Below are 16,841 nucleotides of genomic sequence, written 5' to 3'. Positions count from 1 at the left end.
GGGTGAACGCCACGCGCCCGCCCGGTGCCGCTCAGCGGGGCGCGTCGGGCGCCACCAGCGTACGCACGAACGGGACGCGGACCAGGACGAACGCGCCCGCCACCACGAGCAGCGCCCCCATCAGCATGGGCAGCGACCACCAGCCTCCCCGCAGGTGCTCCTCGAACACCGTCACACCCAGCACGAGGCTCACGGTCGCGTCCCCGAGCGTCAGCGCGGGCTGGGAGGCCACCAGAGGGCCGGACTGCATGGCGTTCTCCAGCAGGAAGACGGCCGCGACCCCGACGAGGGCGAAGCCGTACGTCTGCCACGCGGTGAAGAACGCTGCCGCCCCGTCGCTGTCCCACACCTGAGTGGCGTCCTTGAGCAGCCCGGCGGTGAGTGCGTAGCAGACGGCAGCCGAGAGGCCGAAGCAGGCGGCGCGCACCCGGCCCGCCGGGCGCCGGACGGCGATGAGGACGAGCACCAGGACGGCGGCGACACAGCCGGACAGCGCCATCATCCAGGTACCGGTGGGCGGCCGGTCCACCCCGCCGCCGGGCGAGGCGGCCCACAGCCCCACTCCCAGCCCGGCCACCATGGCCGCCACGGCGGCCCAGCCACGCGGCGGGAGCCGGCGGTGCAGCACGAAACCGCCGATGAACAGCGCGAAGGGCAACTCCAGGACGAACAGCGGCTGGACGAGCGAGAGCGCGCCGTTCAGCAGCGCCAGGGCCTGGAACGCGGCGGCCGCCACCACCGCGCCGAACCCGGCCAGCCAGACGGGCTTGCGCAGCAGTTCGCCCATGAGGGCCGGCCGCAGCCCCGCCGAGAGCGGAACCGTGCGGGCCGCGTAGCGCTGCAGCACGGTGGCCAGCGCGTTGCTGACCGCCGCGAGCAGCGCGAACAGCACGGCAAGGATGGTCTGCACCAGGGCTCTCCTCCGGCTCCCGGCCCACGCTAACCGCTGCGCTCCCCCACCGGCCCGCGCGACGCGTCGGAGCGCGACGGCCGGCGTGGCCGGGGAGGCGAGCCGGGTGCCGGGCCTGGGCCGGGTGCCGGGCCGGGGGCCTGGTCAGGGGCCTGGTCAGGGGCCTGGTCAGGGGCCCGTAAATGCGGTTGACGACGGTCGCCGCGCACCGGTTTCCTGCTGCGATGCCGACCCTTCGTATCGAACGGCCCCACGGCGACGCCATGCTCGAGGACTGGCGGTTCGTCCACAACACGGTCATCCCCACCGGCCCGCTCTCCCTCGACGACGTGCGGGAGCGCTCGCGGCGCAATCATCTGGAGGTCGCCTACCTGGGCGACGCCGTCGTGGGCTGCACGACCGTACGCCCGCCGACCGGCGAGGACGCCACGGCCACGGTCATCGCCCGGGTGCTGCCCGGCCACCGGGAGCAGGGCTTCGGTACGGCGCTCTACACCCGGGGGATGGACCGGGCGCGCGAGATGGGCGCGGCGGCGGTCGAGACGGTCGTCCTCGCGTCCAACTCCGAGGGGTTGCGCTTCGCCGGGGCGCGGGGCTTCGTCGAGGTCGAACGCTATGTGCTGCCCGGGGACACCATCGCGTACGTCACCCTGCGACTGCCGTCAACTTGACCGGGGCCTGAAGGCCCGGGCTTGCAGGTAGGTACACGGCTGGCTGCCGCGTGGCCTCCCGCATCTGAGCCCCTGCTAGGCAGGGGCTGGGACGCGTGACTCACGCCCCGCAAGCCACGCAGCCTCGCCCTTGCGGGCGATGTTGCGGGAAGCATTCAGGTCTGCGTGCGCAACGACGCCGCATGACCTGCACTCGAACCGGGCCTGAGAGGTCCGGTTCCTCTTGTCTGTGTACTGGCATTCGGAGCAGGTCTGACTCGTATACGCGGGATCCACGTACACCAGTGGCACGCCGGCACGGCGTGCCTTGTACTCCAGGAACTGCCCGAGCTGGGCGAACGCCCAGGAGTGCACCGCGGCCCGTTGGGGCTTTCTCAACCGAGCCCTCTCACGGATCCCCTGGAGGTTTTCCAGGGCGATGCCGCGCGAGGTGCGTTCAGCCGCTGCCACGATGCGTTTCGACATGACGTGATTGGTGTCGGCGGCGAACCGCCGCTCCCGGCGAGCGCGCTTCTTCAGCAGGCGCTTCGCCGACTTCGTGCCCTTCTTCTGCAGCTTCGCCCGCAGGCGCAGTTGGCGAGCCCTGTACCGGTTCAGCCGGCGGCCGGCGAGCACGTCGCCATCCGATGTCGTTGCAATGTTCACGATGCCCAGGTCCACACCGAGGAACCCGTCGGGGCTCTCGTTGAGGTCGACCTCGGGAACCTCGCACGTCGCGAAGAGGTAGAACTCGCCGTCGCGCTCGACGAGGTCGGACTCGCCCTTGCGGTACTCCCGCAGGACCTGCAACTGGTCTTCGGAACCGGCGAACCGGACACCCTTGAGCCTGCCTGCCGTGGTCCAGATGGAGACCGTCCCGGCATCGTGCTGCCAGGTCAGCATCCGGTCGTCGTACGGCTGAGCAGCATCCGGGCGGAACGTGACCGGCTTCGACTCGGCCTTCGTACGACGCTTGGAACCCGACCGGCCCAGGTTGCCGGCCTTGATGTTCGCATGAAGGGTCGTGTACGCGTCGCGGACCTTCTTGATGACATGCTGCGCGGCCTGGGCGCCCAGACCGCGGGCCCGTATCTCGGCGTACGTGTACTTTCGCAGTTCGTACTCGCGCGGCACGCCGCGGTCGAATACGACCTGCGACACCCAGTTCGCGGCGTTGTTGCATTCGCGCAGCGTGGAGCGCAGCGCGACCGCCTGCTCGGCGGTCGGCAGCACCTTCACCTGCACGACGATCTTCACGCGACGAACCGTACCCCTCGACACCGACAACCAGCCCGCCCGGGACTGCAGTTATCAACGTGCCCGGCAGCCGTCCAATGGCAATCGCCGCCCTGCCGATCACGGCAAGGCGGCGAGCAGTGAGACGGCGCCGCTACGCGGCCCCGCAGGTCTGGAGGCGATTCCTCCCGGGCCTGAAGGCCCGGGGTTCCTCGCCAGAACCTGCTGAACCCCGGTCCCCGGGGCCGACCGCCGGGAGCGCACTCGGCGCATCGGCAGACCTGCGCACCGCTCAGGCGTGGTCCGCGGGCGCGCTGCGGCGCAGGTAGCGCTCCGTCACCTCGCGCAGCCGGTCACGGCCGAAGCTCCGCCCGTGGCCGGGGTGGACGACGCGGACGTCGAGGTCGGCGAGGAAGGCAGCGGTGCGCCGGTAGGCGGCCACGTCGGACTCGGGCAGGTCGTCGATCAGGTAGCCGTCGTAGACGGCGTCGCCGGAGTACAGCACCCCCGTGCGCTCTTCGAGGAGGGCGACGGAGCCGGGCGTGTGGCCGGGCACATGGAGGACGGTGAGGACGCGCCCGCCGAGGTCGATCCGCTCGTCCCCGCTCAGGGTGCGGGTGAGGGTCACCGGGCCGATGCCGTAGGCGCCGGGGTCGTATCCGGGGTCGGGCAGGGCGTCCAGGAGAAGGTCCGGGAAGGACGCGCCCACGTCCTCGGTGCCGAGCCGTTCGGCGAGTTCGGGCCCGTTGAGGCTGGCCGGCACGCCCCGCGCGAGGGTCGCGGCGTCCGCGCTGTGGGCGGCTCGCTCGGCGAACTCGCGGGCCCCGCCCACGTGGTCGAGATGCGCGTGGGTGAGGAGCAGCAGCGGGTCCCGCGCCAGGATCTCCGGGACCTCACGGCGCAGGGGCACCACCCCGAGGCCTGCGTCGACGACGAGGTCGCGCTCGGAGCCGCGCAGCCACCACACGTTGGCCCTCACGATCTCGTGGGCGTGCGGCTCACTGACGCGGACGAGGCCGTCCTCGACGTCGCGTCGCTCGTACCAGTGCGTCATACCGGCCCAGTGTCCTCGCCCCGGGCGCGGGTCCGACGGCGGGGTCCTGCGGGGGCGGGGCCGGAGACGGAGACGGGGCGGCCGGGCCTCCGCGGCAGCGATGTGAGCGCTGCCGGCGGCGACCCGGCCACCCCGGTCGCGGACCGTCAGTTGCGGATGATGTTCTCCGCCTGCGGCCCCTTCTGTCCCTGGGTGACGTCGAACGTCACGGCCTCACCCTCGACCAGTTCGCGGTAGCCGTTGCCGGCGATGTTCGAGTAGTGCGCGAACACATCGGGGCCACCTCCGTCCTGTGCGATGAAGCCGAAGCCCTTTTCCGAGTTGAACCACTTCACGACGCCTGTCGCCACCGCGTCCATCCTTCACGTGCCAGCTGAAGAGCCACGCCGACTGCGTGACCCGAGGTCGCCTCCTGCCGGAGACGGCCACGGAGCCCTCTTTACCCGATGCAGGGCGTTTTTACGCCGGGTCCTCGCATCTGTACGTCCCCTGCCGCAACGGACCGCCCCCGGGCGGGCGCTCCGGGCGCCGCCGGCGGGCCGTCGGCGGCGGGCGGCGGGGCGCGGACGGGCCTCGGATGGAAAGCGGCGGGGCGCCGGCGTGGAAGGGCCCTGCTCCCGGTGCCGCTCCGCACCGACTTCCGCGCATTCGTGGAGCAATGCCCGAAGTCGGCCGAATGGATGCCGCAAAGTTTTTCGCGACCACGGGTCGACACGCGTAGATGTTTTAGGTTAAATGGTGCATACGCTGCCGCGGCAATCCCCCGGGAAGGCCTTGCGGACCCCTTGTGACGAGTTCGTGTGCGTGATACGTTCCCGGCGTCAGCGGGGAGTGGGCGGAAATGCATAAAAGGCAATCTGTCGACCGTGTCCAAGAAGCGTCCGGTGACCTCGGACCGAACACGTTGTTAGAGTCGGACGAATTCAGTCCGAAGTTCCTCATGCTCGGACCGGTGAGGATAGCGGACGACGGCAACGTCATTGCACTTCAGCCGTCGAAGCCCGCCAACCTCCTCGCGGCGCTCCTTTTGCATCCCAATTCCACGGTGTCCGCCGAATTCCTGCAGCGGGTGGTCTGGGGCGAGGAGCGCCCCGTCAGTGCGAGATCGGCACTGCACACCTGCGTCCAGCGATTACGGCAGCTGTTCGCCAAGTACGGGATCGCCGGCACCCTCATCGAGGCCGTCCCCGGGGGCTACCGGATCGGCGCCGACGCCGGCTCGCTCGACCTGATCGCCTTCCGCGACCTGCTGCGCGCCGCCGACCAGGCACCCGACCCGGAGCGGGAACTGCGCATCCTGCGGACCGCGCTGGCCCTGTGGCAGGGTCCGCTGCTGGCCAACATCCACTCCGACATCCTCCGGCGCGAGGTCGTGCCCCGGCTGACCGAGGAGCGGCTGCGCGCCATGGAGCGGGTCTTCGACCTGGAACTGGCGCTGGGCCGCTGCCGCCAGGTGCTGTCCGAGCTCTGGCCGGTGGCCCGTTCCCACCCCGCGCACGAGCCCTTCTGGGCACAGCTCGTCGAGGCGCTGCACCGCACCGGGCGGCGCGCCGAGGCCCTGTGCGAGTACCGCGTGGTGAAGGAGTACCTGCGCACCGAGCTCGGCGTCGACCCGGGGCCCGCCCTGCAGCGCCTGGAGCTGGCGGTGCTGCGCGGCGAAGATCTGTCGGCCGGCCCTCCCGGGCGTCACGGCCCGCATTCCGGCGCCAATGGTCGAGACCATTCCGGGGGCAGCTCCGACATATCCCGCACGGCACTCCCGACCGGAAAGCCTTTGCTGTCCGGGGGTGCCGCGCAGGTCCTGGAAACACTCGTCGGGGCGGGCCTCCTGGAGGAGGGTCCGGACGGCCACTACCGAATGCACGACTCCCTCCGGATTCTCGCCCGCGGGGCGATGGAATTACGGACGGAGGCGTCCGGTCCCGATATTCCGTCCAGCACCTGAACGCCCCCGGCGGTTCGGGGACGTTACCGCCGGTGTCCGTTGTCCGCCAACCGCGCCCGAATGGGAGTAATGACGGTATGACCGCTGCGTACGAGGAAGTCGCGCATTCGTATCCCCGTATCCGCCGTGACGTCCTTTTCACGGAGACTCCGGACGGCGTCGTATTCCATAACGCCCACGGCGGATTCAATCTGCGGGGCAGATCGGCCTACCGGTTCGCGACACTGGTCGTTCCCCATCTGAACGGGACGAACCGGGTCGAGCAGATCTGCGCCGGACTGGGCGAGCACCAGCGGGCCATGGTCGGTGAACTGGTGGGCGCGCTCTACGGCAGGAACTTCGCGCGCGACGTCGTCCCCGGCAGTGACGGACTCGACGAACTGACCCCCGAGGTCGCGGAGCGCTTCGCGGCGCAGGTCGACTACATCGACCACTACGTGGGGGAGGCCGGGAGCCGCTTCCGGCGCTTCCGCGACATCCGCGTGGCGGTGCTGGGCGACGACCCGGTGGCCCGGTGGTGCGCGCTGAGCCTGGTCCGCAACGGCTGCGCGGCGCTCGCGCTCCCGGCCGCCACGGGTCCCGGGACCGACCCCTTCGCCGAGGCGCTGCGCGAGGCGGAGGGGCTGGAGGGCGACGGCTGTCCCGTGGAGGTCGTCCGGTGGGACGTGACGGGCGGCGACGGCTGGGACGACCTCGCCGGGTACGACGTGGTCCTGACCACCGGGGCCCCCGGGGCCGCCCTGCGGCTGCTCGAGGCCGGTGTCCCCGAGGGCGTACGGCTGCTGCCCGCCTGGACCTTCGGCGACCAGGCGGTGGTGGGCCCGGTCATGACGGCCGGGACGACGGGCTGCTGGTCCTGCGCCGCGCTGCGACTGGGCGCCAACGGCGAGCCCGGCGCCGCCGCCGACCTGTGGAGCGCGGTGCGCCTGCACGACCCCGGGCAGGCGGAGGAGGGGCGGATCTCCGGACCCCCCGCGGCCATGCTCGGCAACCTGCTGGCGTACGAGGTCTTCCGGCTGGTCACCGGTGTGCTCACGCCGGAGACCGAGGGGCGCCTGGTGCTGCAGGACCTCGACTCCCTCGACGTGGTCACCGAACCCCTGCTGCCGCACCCGCGCTGTCCCCACTGCCGGGAGGACGAGGCACCGGCCGCCGAGGCCGCCCTCACCGCCGCCGACCTGACGGACGGCCGGGACGGCCTCGACGCGCGCGACGGCCAGGACCGGCAGGAGTCGCCCGGGACCGGGTCACGGGAAGTGGCGCCCGAGGCCGACGCGGACGAGGCCGTCGCCGCGCTCGACGCCCGCTCGGTGTTGACGCAGACGCGGGCCGGGGTGTTCGGCGCGTTCGCGGACGACGCGTGGGAGCAGACCCCGCTCAAGGCCGGGACCGTCAGGCTGGCCGTGGGGCACGGCAGCCCCCGCGAGATCACCGCGTTCGACGTCCACCATGTCGCCGGGGCCCGGCTGCGGGCCCTCTACCGCGCGGCCGAGGTGTACGCCGAGCACGTCGTCCCGCAGCGGGGGGTCGTGGCGGGCGCCGCGCTGGACGCGGCGCGCGAGAAGTGGCTTCTGCTGGCCCCGGACGCCCTGGACATCGCCTCGGGCACCGGCGCGGGCGCGGACTCGGTGCGTGCCTGGGTTCCGGCCGTGTCCTTGGGCGATGCCCGTACCGCCCTGGTGCCGGCGGCGGCCGTGCGGACGTTCGGCGGCCACAATCACGACCGGCTCTTCGTGGCGACCTCGGCCGGGTCGGCCGCGGGTCCGTCCCCGTCGCGGGCCGCGGTGCGCGCCCTGTACTCGGCGGTGGCCTTCCACACGCTGACCGCGGCGCTGCGCTCGCGCTGCCCCGTGGCGGCGACGGCCGCGGAGTGGGCCGCCGACGACCCGGAGGTGGTCTTCCTCCGCCGTTCGGCGGTGAACCTCGGGCTGCGGGCCGAACTGCTGGAGCTGGGCGGCCCCGACGGGCTCGCCCCGGTGATGTTCGCCCGCGCGCAGGACCCGGGCACCGGGCGCGCGCTGTGGGCGGTCGACGCAGCCCGCTCCCCGCGCGAGGCCGCGGTCGGCGCGCTGCGCGACCTCCTCGGACAGGCGCAACTCGGCCGGGACGACGCGCTGACCACTCCCCTCGACACCGGGGACCCCCTCCTGGGCGACCTCGACCCGATGACCGTCGCCGTCACCGCCACCGAAGAAGCGGGGGGCGGAACTCCGGTCACCGACGGCGCCGGCGTGCTGCGCCGTGTACGGGAGCGCGGTCTCGACGCCCTTGTCGTCGCCACCGGTTCCGCCGACCTGCGGTCGGCCGGTGTCCACGTCGCCCGGGTCCTGCTGACGCACGGGGCCGTGGATGCCCTCTGACGTCGCCGTGGAGCGCTTGCTGGGCGACGGCCTGCGCCGCCACCCGGGCGCCGGCGCGCCGCCGCGGGTCACGCTGCTCGGCTTCCGGGACGAGCAGCGGGTCCCCGCGGGCGAGACGCCCCGCTCCCCCGTCGCGCCGGTGCACCTGTACGGTCACCACGCCCTGGTGGGGCCGGTGACCGGCGCGGACGGGGCGGCGGCGTGCACGCGCTGCCTGGCGCGGCGGTGGCAGGCCGTACGGCCCGGGATCCTTCGCGACGCCCTCGAACTCGGCTCCGCCACACGGCCGACGGGCCCGTGGCCCTTCACCACCGCCTTCGCGATGGACGCCGTCGCCGCGCTCCTCGCCGCCGCCGCGGAGCCCGCCCGGCGGACGGGGACGGCGGGCCGCCACCCCGTCGTCCACCTCCTGGACCTGGAGACCCTGGAGGTGAACCGGGCCGTGGTCGTCCCCGACGCCGAGTGCCCGGACTGCGACCGCCGCGTCCCCGACTCCGCCGAGGGCGCGACCGTCACGCCCCGCAGCGTGCCCAAGGCGGATCCCGCAGGCTTCCGCGGCCGGCCGATCGAGGCGTACGACCTCCCGCTGGAGTCCTTCGTCAACCCGGTGACGGGGATGCTGGGGCCGTCGGTCGCCCCGGACCTGACCTCGGCGTCGACCGCGTCCACCGTCGGCGCCTTCACCCTGCGCTCCGGGGCGTACCTGCGGGAGTCCTACTGGGGCGGCCACACCGGCAGTTACGCCCGCAGCGTGCGGGTCGGGGTGCTGGAGGGCATGGAACGGCTGGCCGGGATGCGGGCCCGCGGCAAGCGCACCACCGTCGTGGCCGCGCTGAACGGACTCGGCGACGACGCGCTCGACCCGCGGACCTGCGGGGTCTACTCGGACGCCTTCTACCGGGCCCAGGACGTCGTGCGGCCGTTCGCGCCCGACCGTCCGATCCCGTGGGTGTGGGGGTACTCGCTGCGCGACCGGCGCCCGCTGCTGGTGCCGGAGGTGCTGGCGTACTACCACGCGCCCGGCGGCCTGGAGAACCGGTTCGTACAGGAGAGCTCCAACGGCTGTGCCTCCGGAGGCAGTCTGGAGGAGGCCGTGCTCTTCGGCCTGATGGAGGCGGTCGAGCGGGACGCCTTCCTCATCGCCTGGTACGCGGGGCTGCCGCTGCGGGAGATCGACCCGGCCACCAGTGGCCGCGCCGCGACCCGGCACATGGTCGAGCGGCTGGCGATGTACGGCTACCGCGCCCGGTTCTTCGACACGCGGATCACCTTTCCCGTCCCCGTCGTCACCGCGGTCGCGCAGCGCGTGGACGGGGGCACGGGCGCGCTGTGCTTCGGCGCCGGGGCGGCGTGGGACCCCGAGGCGGCCCTCGCCGCGGGCCTGTCGGAGATCGCCACCGACGCCGTCAAGCTGCGCCGCCGCACCGAGCGGGACCACGACCGGCTGGCGGCGATGGCGGCGGACTTCGGCACCGTCCACGTGCTCCACGACCATCCGCTGATGTACGGGCTGCCGGAGATGGCCCGGCACGCCGCCTTCCTGCTGGACCGGGAGGACCCGGTGCCGCAGCCACCGCTCGCCGTCGCCGACCTGCGGACCGGCCGCCCGCCGGCGGCGGACCTGCGCGAGGACCTGGAGGCGGCCGTGGACGCGGTCACCGCGCGCGGATTCGACGTCGTCGTGGTGGACCAGACCATGCCCGAGCAGCGGGACGCCGGCCTGCACACGGCGTCCGTCCTCGTGCCCGGACTCGTCCCCATCGACTTCGGCTGGCACCGCCAGCGCGCCCTGCACATGCCCCGGCTGCGCAGCGCCCCGCGCGAGGCCGGGTTCACCGACCACGACCTGCGGACCGGCGAACTCAACCTCGCCCCGCACCCCTTCCCGTGAACCGCCGCCCGTGCACAGCGGCACCACAGCCGCAGACAGAGAGGACCGGACATGGGGCACACCCATGAGTACGCGACCGCGGTGATGCGGCGCGGCAGGGTCGCGATGGAGCCCGCCGACTTCGTACCCGACTGGGTGGACCGGCCCAGGAAGGAGAAGTACTACCCGGGCGCCGAGCGCTTCCCGCTGCCCGACGGCGACTTCCCCGACGACGCGGGCGTGGGCCGGGGCCTCGCCGGGCCGGGGGGCGACGCCCCGTTCAGCCTGCCCCTGCTGGGCGGCATGCTGCGCGACTCGTACGGGCTGGTCGGCCGCCGCCTGGCCGTCCAGGCCAACACCGACCTGGGCACGCTGCCGATGTACACCCAGGCCAACTGGTCGCGCGGCACGGCCTCCGGTGGCGGGCTGTACCCGGTGGGCGTGCACTGGGTCAGCGGTGCCTCCGGCCCGATGACACCCGGGGTGTACCACTACGCGCCCTCGCACCACGCCGTGCGGCGGCTGCTGACGGGTGACGTGTCGGGCGAGGTCCGCGCCGCGGTCGGCGACGCCCGGCTGCACCGGGACACCGACCAGTTCCTCGTTCTCGGCGTGAAGTTCTGGCAGAACGCCTTCAAGTACAACAGCTTCAGCTACCACGTGGTGACCATGGACACCGGGGCGCTGCTGCAGACCTGGCGGATGTGGGCGCAGGCCCGCGGGCTGCGGATCGACCCGGTGCTGTGGTTCGACGAACCGCGCCTGGGTCGGCTGCTGGGGGCGGAGGCGGACGAGGAGGGCGTGTTCGCCGTCGTGCCGCTGCGCTGGGACGGTACGGCCGGCGCGGCCGCCGACGGGGCGGCCACCTCCGGGGTCCGGCGCACCGAGCGAGAGCGGTCGCGCCGCGTGCTGACCTTCGAGACCGTGCGGCAGGTGCACCGCGCCACGCTCGACGGCGCGTCGGCCCGTCCGGCGCCGGAGGCGCTGGAGGACGCGGCCGCCCCCGCCGTGCCTCCCGGCGGGCAGCGGCAGCCGCTGCCGCCCGCCGCGCCCATGGAGCTGAGCGTGCGCCGTGCGCTGCGCGAACGGCGCAGCAGCTTCGGCCGGTTCACCGGCATCCACCCGCTGTCGGGCGGGCACCTGGCCGCCGCGCTGAAGGCGGCGGAGGCGGGCGCGGCGCTGGCCACCGACGTCACCCCGGCCGGGAGCCCGCGCCTGGCGTCGCTGTACGTCTTCGTCAACCACGTCGAGGGCGTCGCGCAGGGCGTGTACGCGTACGACGCGCAGGCGGCGGAACTGCGGCTGCTGAAGCAGGGCCCGCCGGGCGCCTTCCTGCAGGCCCACTACTTCCTCAACAACTACAACCTGGAGCAGGCCGCCGCGGTGATCGTGCCGGCGGTCCGCACCCACGCCGTGCTCGACGCCGCCGGGGACCGGGGCTACCGGCTCGTCAGCGCGGCGATCGGCGCGGCAGCGCAGGCGGTCTACACGGCCACCGCGGCCTCGGGAACCGCGTGCGGCGTGGCGCTCGGCTTCGACAGCGTCGCCTTCGCCGAGGAGCTCGGGCTCACCGGCACCGGGGAACTCCCGCTGCTGCTGATGCTCGTCGGCAACGAGCGACCGCGCCCAGCCGACTTCCGCTACGAACTCGTGCCGTCCGCGGGCGGCCGTGACGCGCGCGGCGACGGGGCGGCCCGGGCCGTCCGGGAGGGCGAGGCCCAATGAGCACCTCACTCGAACGGCCCACCGCCCCGCCGGCGGCGGCCCTGTCCCCGCGCTTCATGCTGCGGCTGGCCGGTCTGCCGGTCGGGGCCGCGCAGCGGCTGCGCAGCGCGGACGCCCGCCGGTGGGCGGACCGCGTCCTGGACGAGGAGCGCCGGCTAGCCGAGGCCGGCGCCCGGCTGAGCGACCCGCTGGCCGCGCTCGTGGCGGACAACGACGACGACGCGATGCGCCGCGAGGTGCTGCGGCTGCGCCGGGCCGTGTTCAACAACCGCCTCCCGCAGGACGTTCCGGGAGCTCTCGCGCTCGCCGCCCGGCTGGACGGCCCCACCGGCGGGGAGCTGCTGGCCTGGCTCCGCGACCGGGGGGCGTGGGAGGAGGAACGGGCCCGCGGCCGGACGGTGCTGGAGGGCGCGTTCGGCGAGGGGCGCGCCGCGCTGCGCGAACTCGCCGCCGGGGAGCAGCTGCGGACGGGGCTGCTGCTGGCCTCGCCGACCCTGGACGGGCAGCTCGACGCCTACGTCCGGGGCGACGCGGCCGCGTCCGGCAAGCGGGGCCGGAAGATCGAGCGGTCGCTGCTCGCGTACCTGTACCGCACCGCATGCAAGACCAGCCCGTTCAGCACCTTCACCGGTGTCGCGGTCGGGGAGTTCCGGACGGACGGCGAACCCGGCGGGAGCGTCCGCGTCGCCGAGCGCTGGACCGGCCACGCCCGGCTGAACGTGGTGGTGCTGCGGCGGCTCGCCGACGCCGTCGCCGCCGACCCCGGGCGGCGCGGCGACCTGCTGGTCTCCCTGGCCTCGGGCTGGGAACTGGACGACGAGCGGGTGCGCTTCGTACGGCGCTCGGTGACCGCGGGCGACGACTCCGCCGCCGTCAGCTTCGACGCGGCACGCGACCGGCTGTTCTTCCTGCGCCGCAGCGGCGCGCTGGAGGGGCTGCTCGGCCTGCTGCGCGAGCGGCCGCGGCTGCGCCACCGGGACCTGGCGGCCTGGCTGCGCCGTGAGCGCGGCGCGACCGCCGAGGAGGCCGAGCGCTACCTGTCGGCGCTGCTGCAACTCGGCATGGTGCAGCTCAACTCCCTCCACCCGGACGTCCACAGCCGCGACCCGCTGCGGGACTTCCAGGAGGCGCTGCGCGAGGTCGGCCGGCCGTGGGCCACCGCGCTCGCCGGGCGGCTGGAGGGGGCCGCGGCCGGTGTCGCCGCGTACGCCGACGCGCCGCCGGCCCGGCGGCGTGAGCTGCTGAGCGGGCTGCGCCGTGAACTGCCCGCTGTCGTGGAGTCGCTGGGCGTCTCCGGGACGACGCTGCCGCAGACCCTGCTGTACGAGGACGCGCGGGCCGCCGACGGTCCGGTCACCGCCGACCTGCGCCGGTGGACGGAGCTGGCCGAGGGGCCGCTGCGCTCGCTCGCCCGCGTGCTGCCGGCCTTCGACGTCTCCCTGGCGCAGCGGCTGACCTTCAAGGGCTTCTTCCTGGCCCGGTACGGTCGGGGCGGGCGCTGCGACGACCTGCTGAGGCTCGTCCACGACTTCCACGAGGACCTGTTCGAGCAGTATCTGCTCTTCACGTCCCAGCGCCCTCCGCACGACAGCCGGGAGGGCCATCAGCCGGAGGAGAACTGGCTGGGCCTGCCCCAGATCACCGCACTGGACCGGGCCCGCGCCGCCTTCGTCGCGCGCATGCGGGAGGCGTGGCGGAAGCGGGACGCGGACCCGGAGGCGGAGGAGCTGTGGATCGACGACGGACTCGTGGAAGCCGTCGCCGGTGAACTCGCCCCGCTCCCGCGGGGTTTCGCCCCGCAGAGCCACTTCGTGCAGCTCGCCGACCGGGCCGAGGACCCCTTGGTCGTCCTCAACGGGTCCTACGGCGGTCTGTGCTTCCCGTTCACCCGCTTCACCCACTGCTTCGACACCGCCGCGGACTCCCCCGGCCTGTCGGAGCGCCTGCTCACCACGCTGCGCGCCGCGCAGCCGCAGGGCGCGGTCTTCGCCGAGATCACCGCGGGCTCGGCGACCACCAACCTCAACCTGCACGGACGCCTGACGGACTATCAGATCCTCTGCCCCGGGGAGACCGGCTCCGCGCCGCCGGAAGCCCGTATCCACCTCGACGACCTCTTCGTGGAGCACGACGCGGACGAGGACCGGCTGGTCGTGCGTTCACGTCGGCTCGGCAAGGAGGTGATCCCGCTCTACCTGGGCTACCTGGTCCCGATGGTGCTCCCCGAGATCCCCCGCACCCTGCTGCTGCTCTCCCCCACCTCCAAGACGGCCCTCGACGTGTGGACGGGCGTGCCGGAGGCGCCCGCCGTCGAGGGGGTGACGACCCGGCCGCGGGTCCGGCACGGCTCCGTGGTGCTGTGCCGGCGGCGCTGGACCGCCGACGCGACGGCGCTGCCGCGGCGCGCCACCGGGGAGGACGACGCCGACTGGTTCCTGCGCTGGCAGCGCTGGCGGCGCCGGCACGGCGTCCCCGCCCGGGCCTTCGCGACGGTGCTGCCCGGGGCCGGCGCGCCCGCGGGCTGGGCGGGCGGCTCCAAGCCGCACTACGTCGACTTCGACGGCCCGCTGTCGCTGCAGGCACTGGAGGGCCTGGTCAAGGACCCCGCGGGACGTGTCGTGCTGGAGGAGATGCTGCCGGCCGAGGACGAACTGCACGTGGCCTCGGACCGGGGCCGGCACGTCGCGGAGCTCGCGGTGGAGCTGTTTCCCACCGGCCCGGCACATCCCGTACCCGACGAGGAAGGACACGGTGAGCGGGCATGACCTCACCCGCCCTGACCGGCCCCCCGGCGCCCCGCGGCCCCGCCGCGCCCGGCGACTGGCAGTCCCTGCACGTCTTCTACGCGGCGAGCCCGCGGCCGCTGCTCCTGGACTGCGTCAGGCCGCTGGTGGACGAACTGACCCGGGACGGGCTGCTCTCCGGGTACTTCTTCATCAACTACTGGCTGCAGGGCCCGCACGTCCGGCTGCGCCTGAAGCCCTCGTCCGCGGCGGCGAACGGCGAGGTGCGCGACCGCGCGCTGGCCGCGGTGCAGCGCTTCCTCACCACGCGCCCGGCGCTGTACGAGGTGAAGGCCGGCTTCCTCGCCGACCTCTACAACACGCTGTTCGAGCTGGAGTACCCGCAGGAGCAGCGTGAGAAGCTGCTCGGCCCGGACGGCCGGATGCTGCTGCGGGACAACAACTCCGTGAGCATGGAGCCGTACGAACCGGAGTACGGCAAGTACGGCGGCCCGGCGGGCGTCGCCCTGGCGGAGTGGCACTTCCAGCGCTCCAGCGACCTGGTCGTCGAGGCGCTGCGCACCATGAACCTGCACGTCCGCACGGTGCTGCTGGGGACGGCCGCGCAGCTGATGATGGTGATGTCCGCGTCCTTCCTGGACGACGACGAGGAACTGGCGCACTTCCTGGAGCGCTACCACGCCTTCTGGGACGGCGCCTTCTCCGGGACCGACTTCACCGCCCGCAAGGGCTATGACCGCGCCTACGAGGACATGGGCGCCGAACTCGGCCGCCGTTTCACCGCCGTCAGGGCGGCGATCGCGCGCGGGGCGGAGGAGGAACTGCCCGCGTTCCTGAGGGGCTGGGCGCTGCACTGCCGTGATCTGGCGGGGCGGGTGCGGCGGCTGGCGGCCGACGGCGAGCTGGTGTTCCGGCGCTGGAGCGGGGGCGAGGAGTTCGGCATCACCGACGAGCGGCACGCGCTGGCGATGCTCATGTCCCCGTACATGCACATGACCAACAACCGGCTCTCGGTGACCATCCGGGACGAGGCTTTCCTCGCCTATGTGCTCGCCCGCACCCTGCGCGGGGGCGCGGACACGGCCGGCGCGGCGCCGGGAGGGACCGGATGAGAGCACCCGGCATGCCGGAGTCGCGGCCGCGGCGGCGGCCCGATCTCCTCGTCGGCCCCGCGGTGCTGCGCGGCACCGCGGAGCTGCGCCCGGTCAAGGACCCGGTCAGCGGGCGCCGCTTCGAGCTGCGGGCCAAGGAGTTCTTCGTCCTGGACCACCTGGACGGCGAGCGGACGCTGGCGGAGGTCGGCGACGCGTACGCCGGTCGCTTCGGCGCGCGTCTCGGCGACGCCCAGTGGCGGCAGTTGCTCGGTCTGCTGTACGGGCGCGGTCTGCTGGCCGGCGCGGAGGGCGCGGCCCCGGCGGGTTCGCCCGGCGCGTCCGGACCGGGACCGAAGGGCGCCCTGTCCGGCCGCTCCACGGTGCTGAGCGGGCACGTCCGCATGGTGTCCGACGCCGGCGCGCTCATCGAGGACCTGCACCGGCGCACCGCCTTCGCCCGCACACCGTTCTTCCTGGGCGCGGTGCTGCTGCTGGTGTGCGCGATGATGATCCATTTGGCCGCCGAGTTCGGCACACTGGTCGACGACATGAACCAACTCGCCCACCAACCAGTGCTGTTGATGGCCGTGGGCGTCGGGCTCTGGGTCAGCATGGCCCTGCACGAGCTGGCGCACGGCCTGGTGGGCCGCGCCTTCGGCGGCACCGTCACGGAGATCGGGCTGCGCTGGCGGCTGCCGGTGACGTACATGTACTGCCTGGTCCAGGACGTGCCGTTCTTCGCCCGGCGCCGCCACCAGATGGCGACCGCCGCGGCCGGGCCGGCCATGAACCTCGCCCTTCTCCTGCCCCTGTGGCCGCTGTGGACATGGGCACCGGCCGGGGCGCCGCACTCCGCGCTCGGCGGTGCGCTGCTGGTGGGCCTGGTCTTCGCGCTCGCCAACCTCCTGCCGCTGCCACCGCTGGACGGCTACAAGCTGCTCGGGTACGGCCTGGGCGTGGAGCGGCTCGCCGCCGGCAGCCGCGCCTATCTCGGCGCCGCCGTCGCGGGCCGGTTCGGCCGCGGCCCGGGCACCGGCGGCTACCCGCCGCGGGCGCGTGCCGTCTACCGCGCGTACGGCCTGGCGGCCGGGGTCCTGACGACGGGGGCCGCCGCGCTGCTCCTGCTCCGGGCCACCAGGACGCTGGCCGACCGCTACGGCGCCGTGGGCGGCTGGGCCCCGGTGCTCCTCCTCCTGGCCGCCGTCGTGCTGTGGCGGCTGGGCCTGGCCGCGCGCGCCAGGCGACTCCAGCAC

At 73.9% G+C, this 16,841-nt stretch carries 11 protein-coding genes; 7 read left to right on the top strand and 4 right to left on the bottom strand.

What is annotated here, in order from left to right; translation table 11 throughout:
• Window positions 1-31 precede the first annotated feature (31 nt).
• Window positions 32-910, bottom strand: coding sequence for a DMT family transporter (locus tag OIE69_RS38775; RefSeq protein WP_326579751.1), 879 nt, complete (start codon window positions 908-910; stop codon window positions 32-34).
• Window positions 911-1,134: 224 nt separating this feature from the next.
• On the opposite strand from OIE69_RS38775, the gene OIE69_RS38770 reads away from it, so the two are divergent.
• Window positions 1,135-1,581, top strand: a complete 447-nt coding sequence (locus OIE69_RS38770) for a GNAT family N-acetyltransferase (protein ID WP_326579749.1) — start codon at window positions 1,135-1,137, stop codon at window positions 1,579-1,581.
• Window positions 1,582-1,656: 75 nt separating this feature from the next.
• Here OIE69_RS38770 and OIE69_RS38765 read toward each other — a convergent pair whose 3' ends face one another.
• The 3 genes from OIE69_RS38765 to OIE69_RS38755 form a co-directional block, all read right to left on the bottom strand.
• Window positions 1,657-2,817 carry an RNA-guided endonuclease InsQ/TnpB family protein gene (locus OIE69_RS38765; RefSeq protein WP_326579747.1) on the bottom strand — a complete coding sequence of 387 codons (1,161 nt, stop codon included), beginning with the start codon at window positions 2,815-2,817 and terminating at the stop codon, window positions 1,657-1,659.
• A gap of 271 nt (window positions 2,818-3,088) precedes the next feature.
• Complete coding sequence (locus OIE69_RS38760; protein WP_326579745.1) at window positions 3,089-3,850, bottom strand: MBL fold metallo-hydrolase; 762 nt, start codon at window positions 3,848-3,850, stop codon at window positions 3,089-3,091.
• Window positions 3,851-3,996: 146 nt separating this feature from the next.
• Complete coding sequence (locus OIE69_RS38755) at window positions 3,997-4,200, bottom strand: cold-shock protein (RefSeq protein ID WP_018557881.1); 204 nt, start codon at window positions 4,198-4,200, stop codon at window positions 3,997-3,999.
• A 602-nt stretch (window positions 4,201-4,802) separates the two neighbouring features.
• Here OIE69_RS38755 and OIE69_RS38750 point away from each other — a divergent pair.
• The 6 genes from OIE69_RS38750 (at window position 4,803) to OIE69_RS38725 (ending at window position 15,606) form a co-directional block, all read left to right on the top strand.
• Window positions 4,803-5,795 carry an AfsR/SARP family transcriptional regulator gene (locus OIE69_RS38750; RefSeq protein WP_392567622.1) on the top strand — a complete coding sequence of 331 codons (993 nt, stop codon included), beginning with the start codon at window positions 4,803-4,805 and terminating at the stop codon, window positions 5,793-5,795.
• A 77-nt stretch (window positions 5,796-5,872) separates the two neighbouring features.
• Window positions 5,873-8,155, top strand: coding sequence for a TOMM precursor leader peptide-binding protein (locus tag OIE69_RS38745; protein WP_326579743.1), 2,283 nt, complete (start codon window positions 5,873-5,875; stop codon window positions 8,153-8,155).
• Window positions 8,145-10,046, top strand: a complete 1,902-nt coding sequence (locus OIE69_RS38740) for a TOMM precursor leader peptide-binding protein (RefSeq protein WP_326579741.1) — start codon at window positions 8,145-8,147, stop codon at window positions 10,044-10,046. The genes OIE69_RS38745 and OIE69_RS38740 overlap by 11 nt, the downstream gene beginning before the upstream one ends.
• A gap of 51 nt (window positions 10,047-10,097) precedes the next feature.
• Window positions 10,098-11,750, top strand: a complete 1,653-nt coding sequence (locus tag OIE69_RS38735; RefSeq protein ID WP_326579738.1) for a SagB family peptide dehydrogenase — start codon at window positions 10,098-10,100, stop codon at window positions 11,748-11,750.
• Window positions 11,747-14,515 carry a lantibiotic dehydratase gene (locus tag OIE69_RS38730; protein WP_326579736.1) on the top strand — a complete coding sequence of 923 codons (2,769 nt, stop codon included), beginning with the start codon at window positions 11,747-11,749 and terminating at the stop codon, window positions 14,513-14,515. Before OIE69_RS38735 ends, OIE69_RS38730 begins: the two co-directional genes overlap by 4 nt.
• On the top strand, window positions 14,512-15,606 hold the full coding sequence (locus OIE69_RS38725) for a lantibiotic dehydratase C-terminal domain-containing protein (RefSeq protein ID WP_326579734.1): 1,095 nt from the start codon (window positions 14,512-14,514) through the stop codon (window positions 15,604-15,606). Before OIE69_RS38730 ends, OIE69_RS38725 begins: the two co-directional genes overlap by 4 nt.
• Window positions 15,607-16,841: the final 1,235 nt, after the last annotated feature.

The organism is Actinacidiphila glaucinigra, from assembly GCF_035918135.1.
GTDB classification, from domain to species: Bacteria; Actinomycetota; Actinomycetes; order Streptomycetales; family Streptomycetaceae; genus Actinacidiphila; species Actinacidiphila glaucinigra.
The sequence above is the reverse complement of the archived record's forward strand: the minus strand, read 5'-3'. Positions and strand labels throughout refer to the sequence as shown.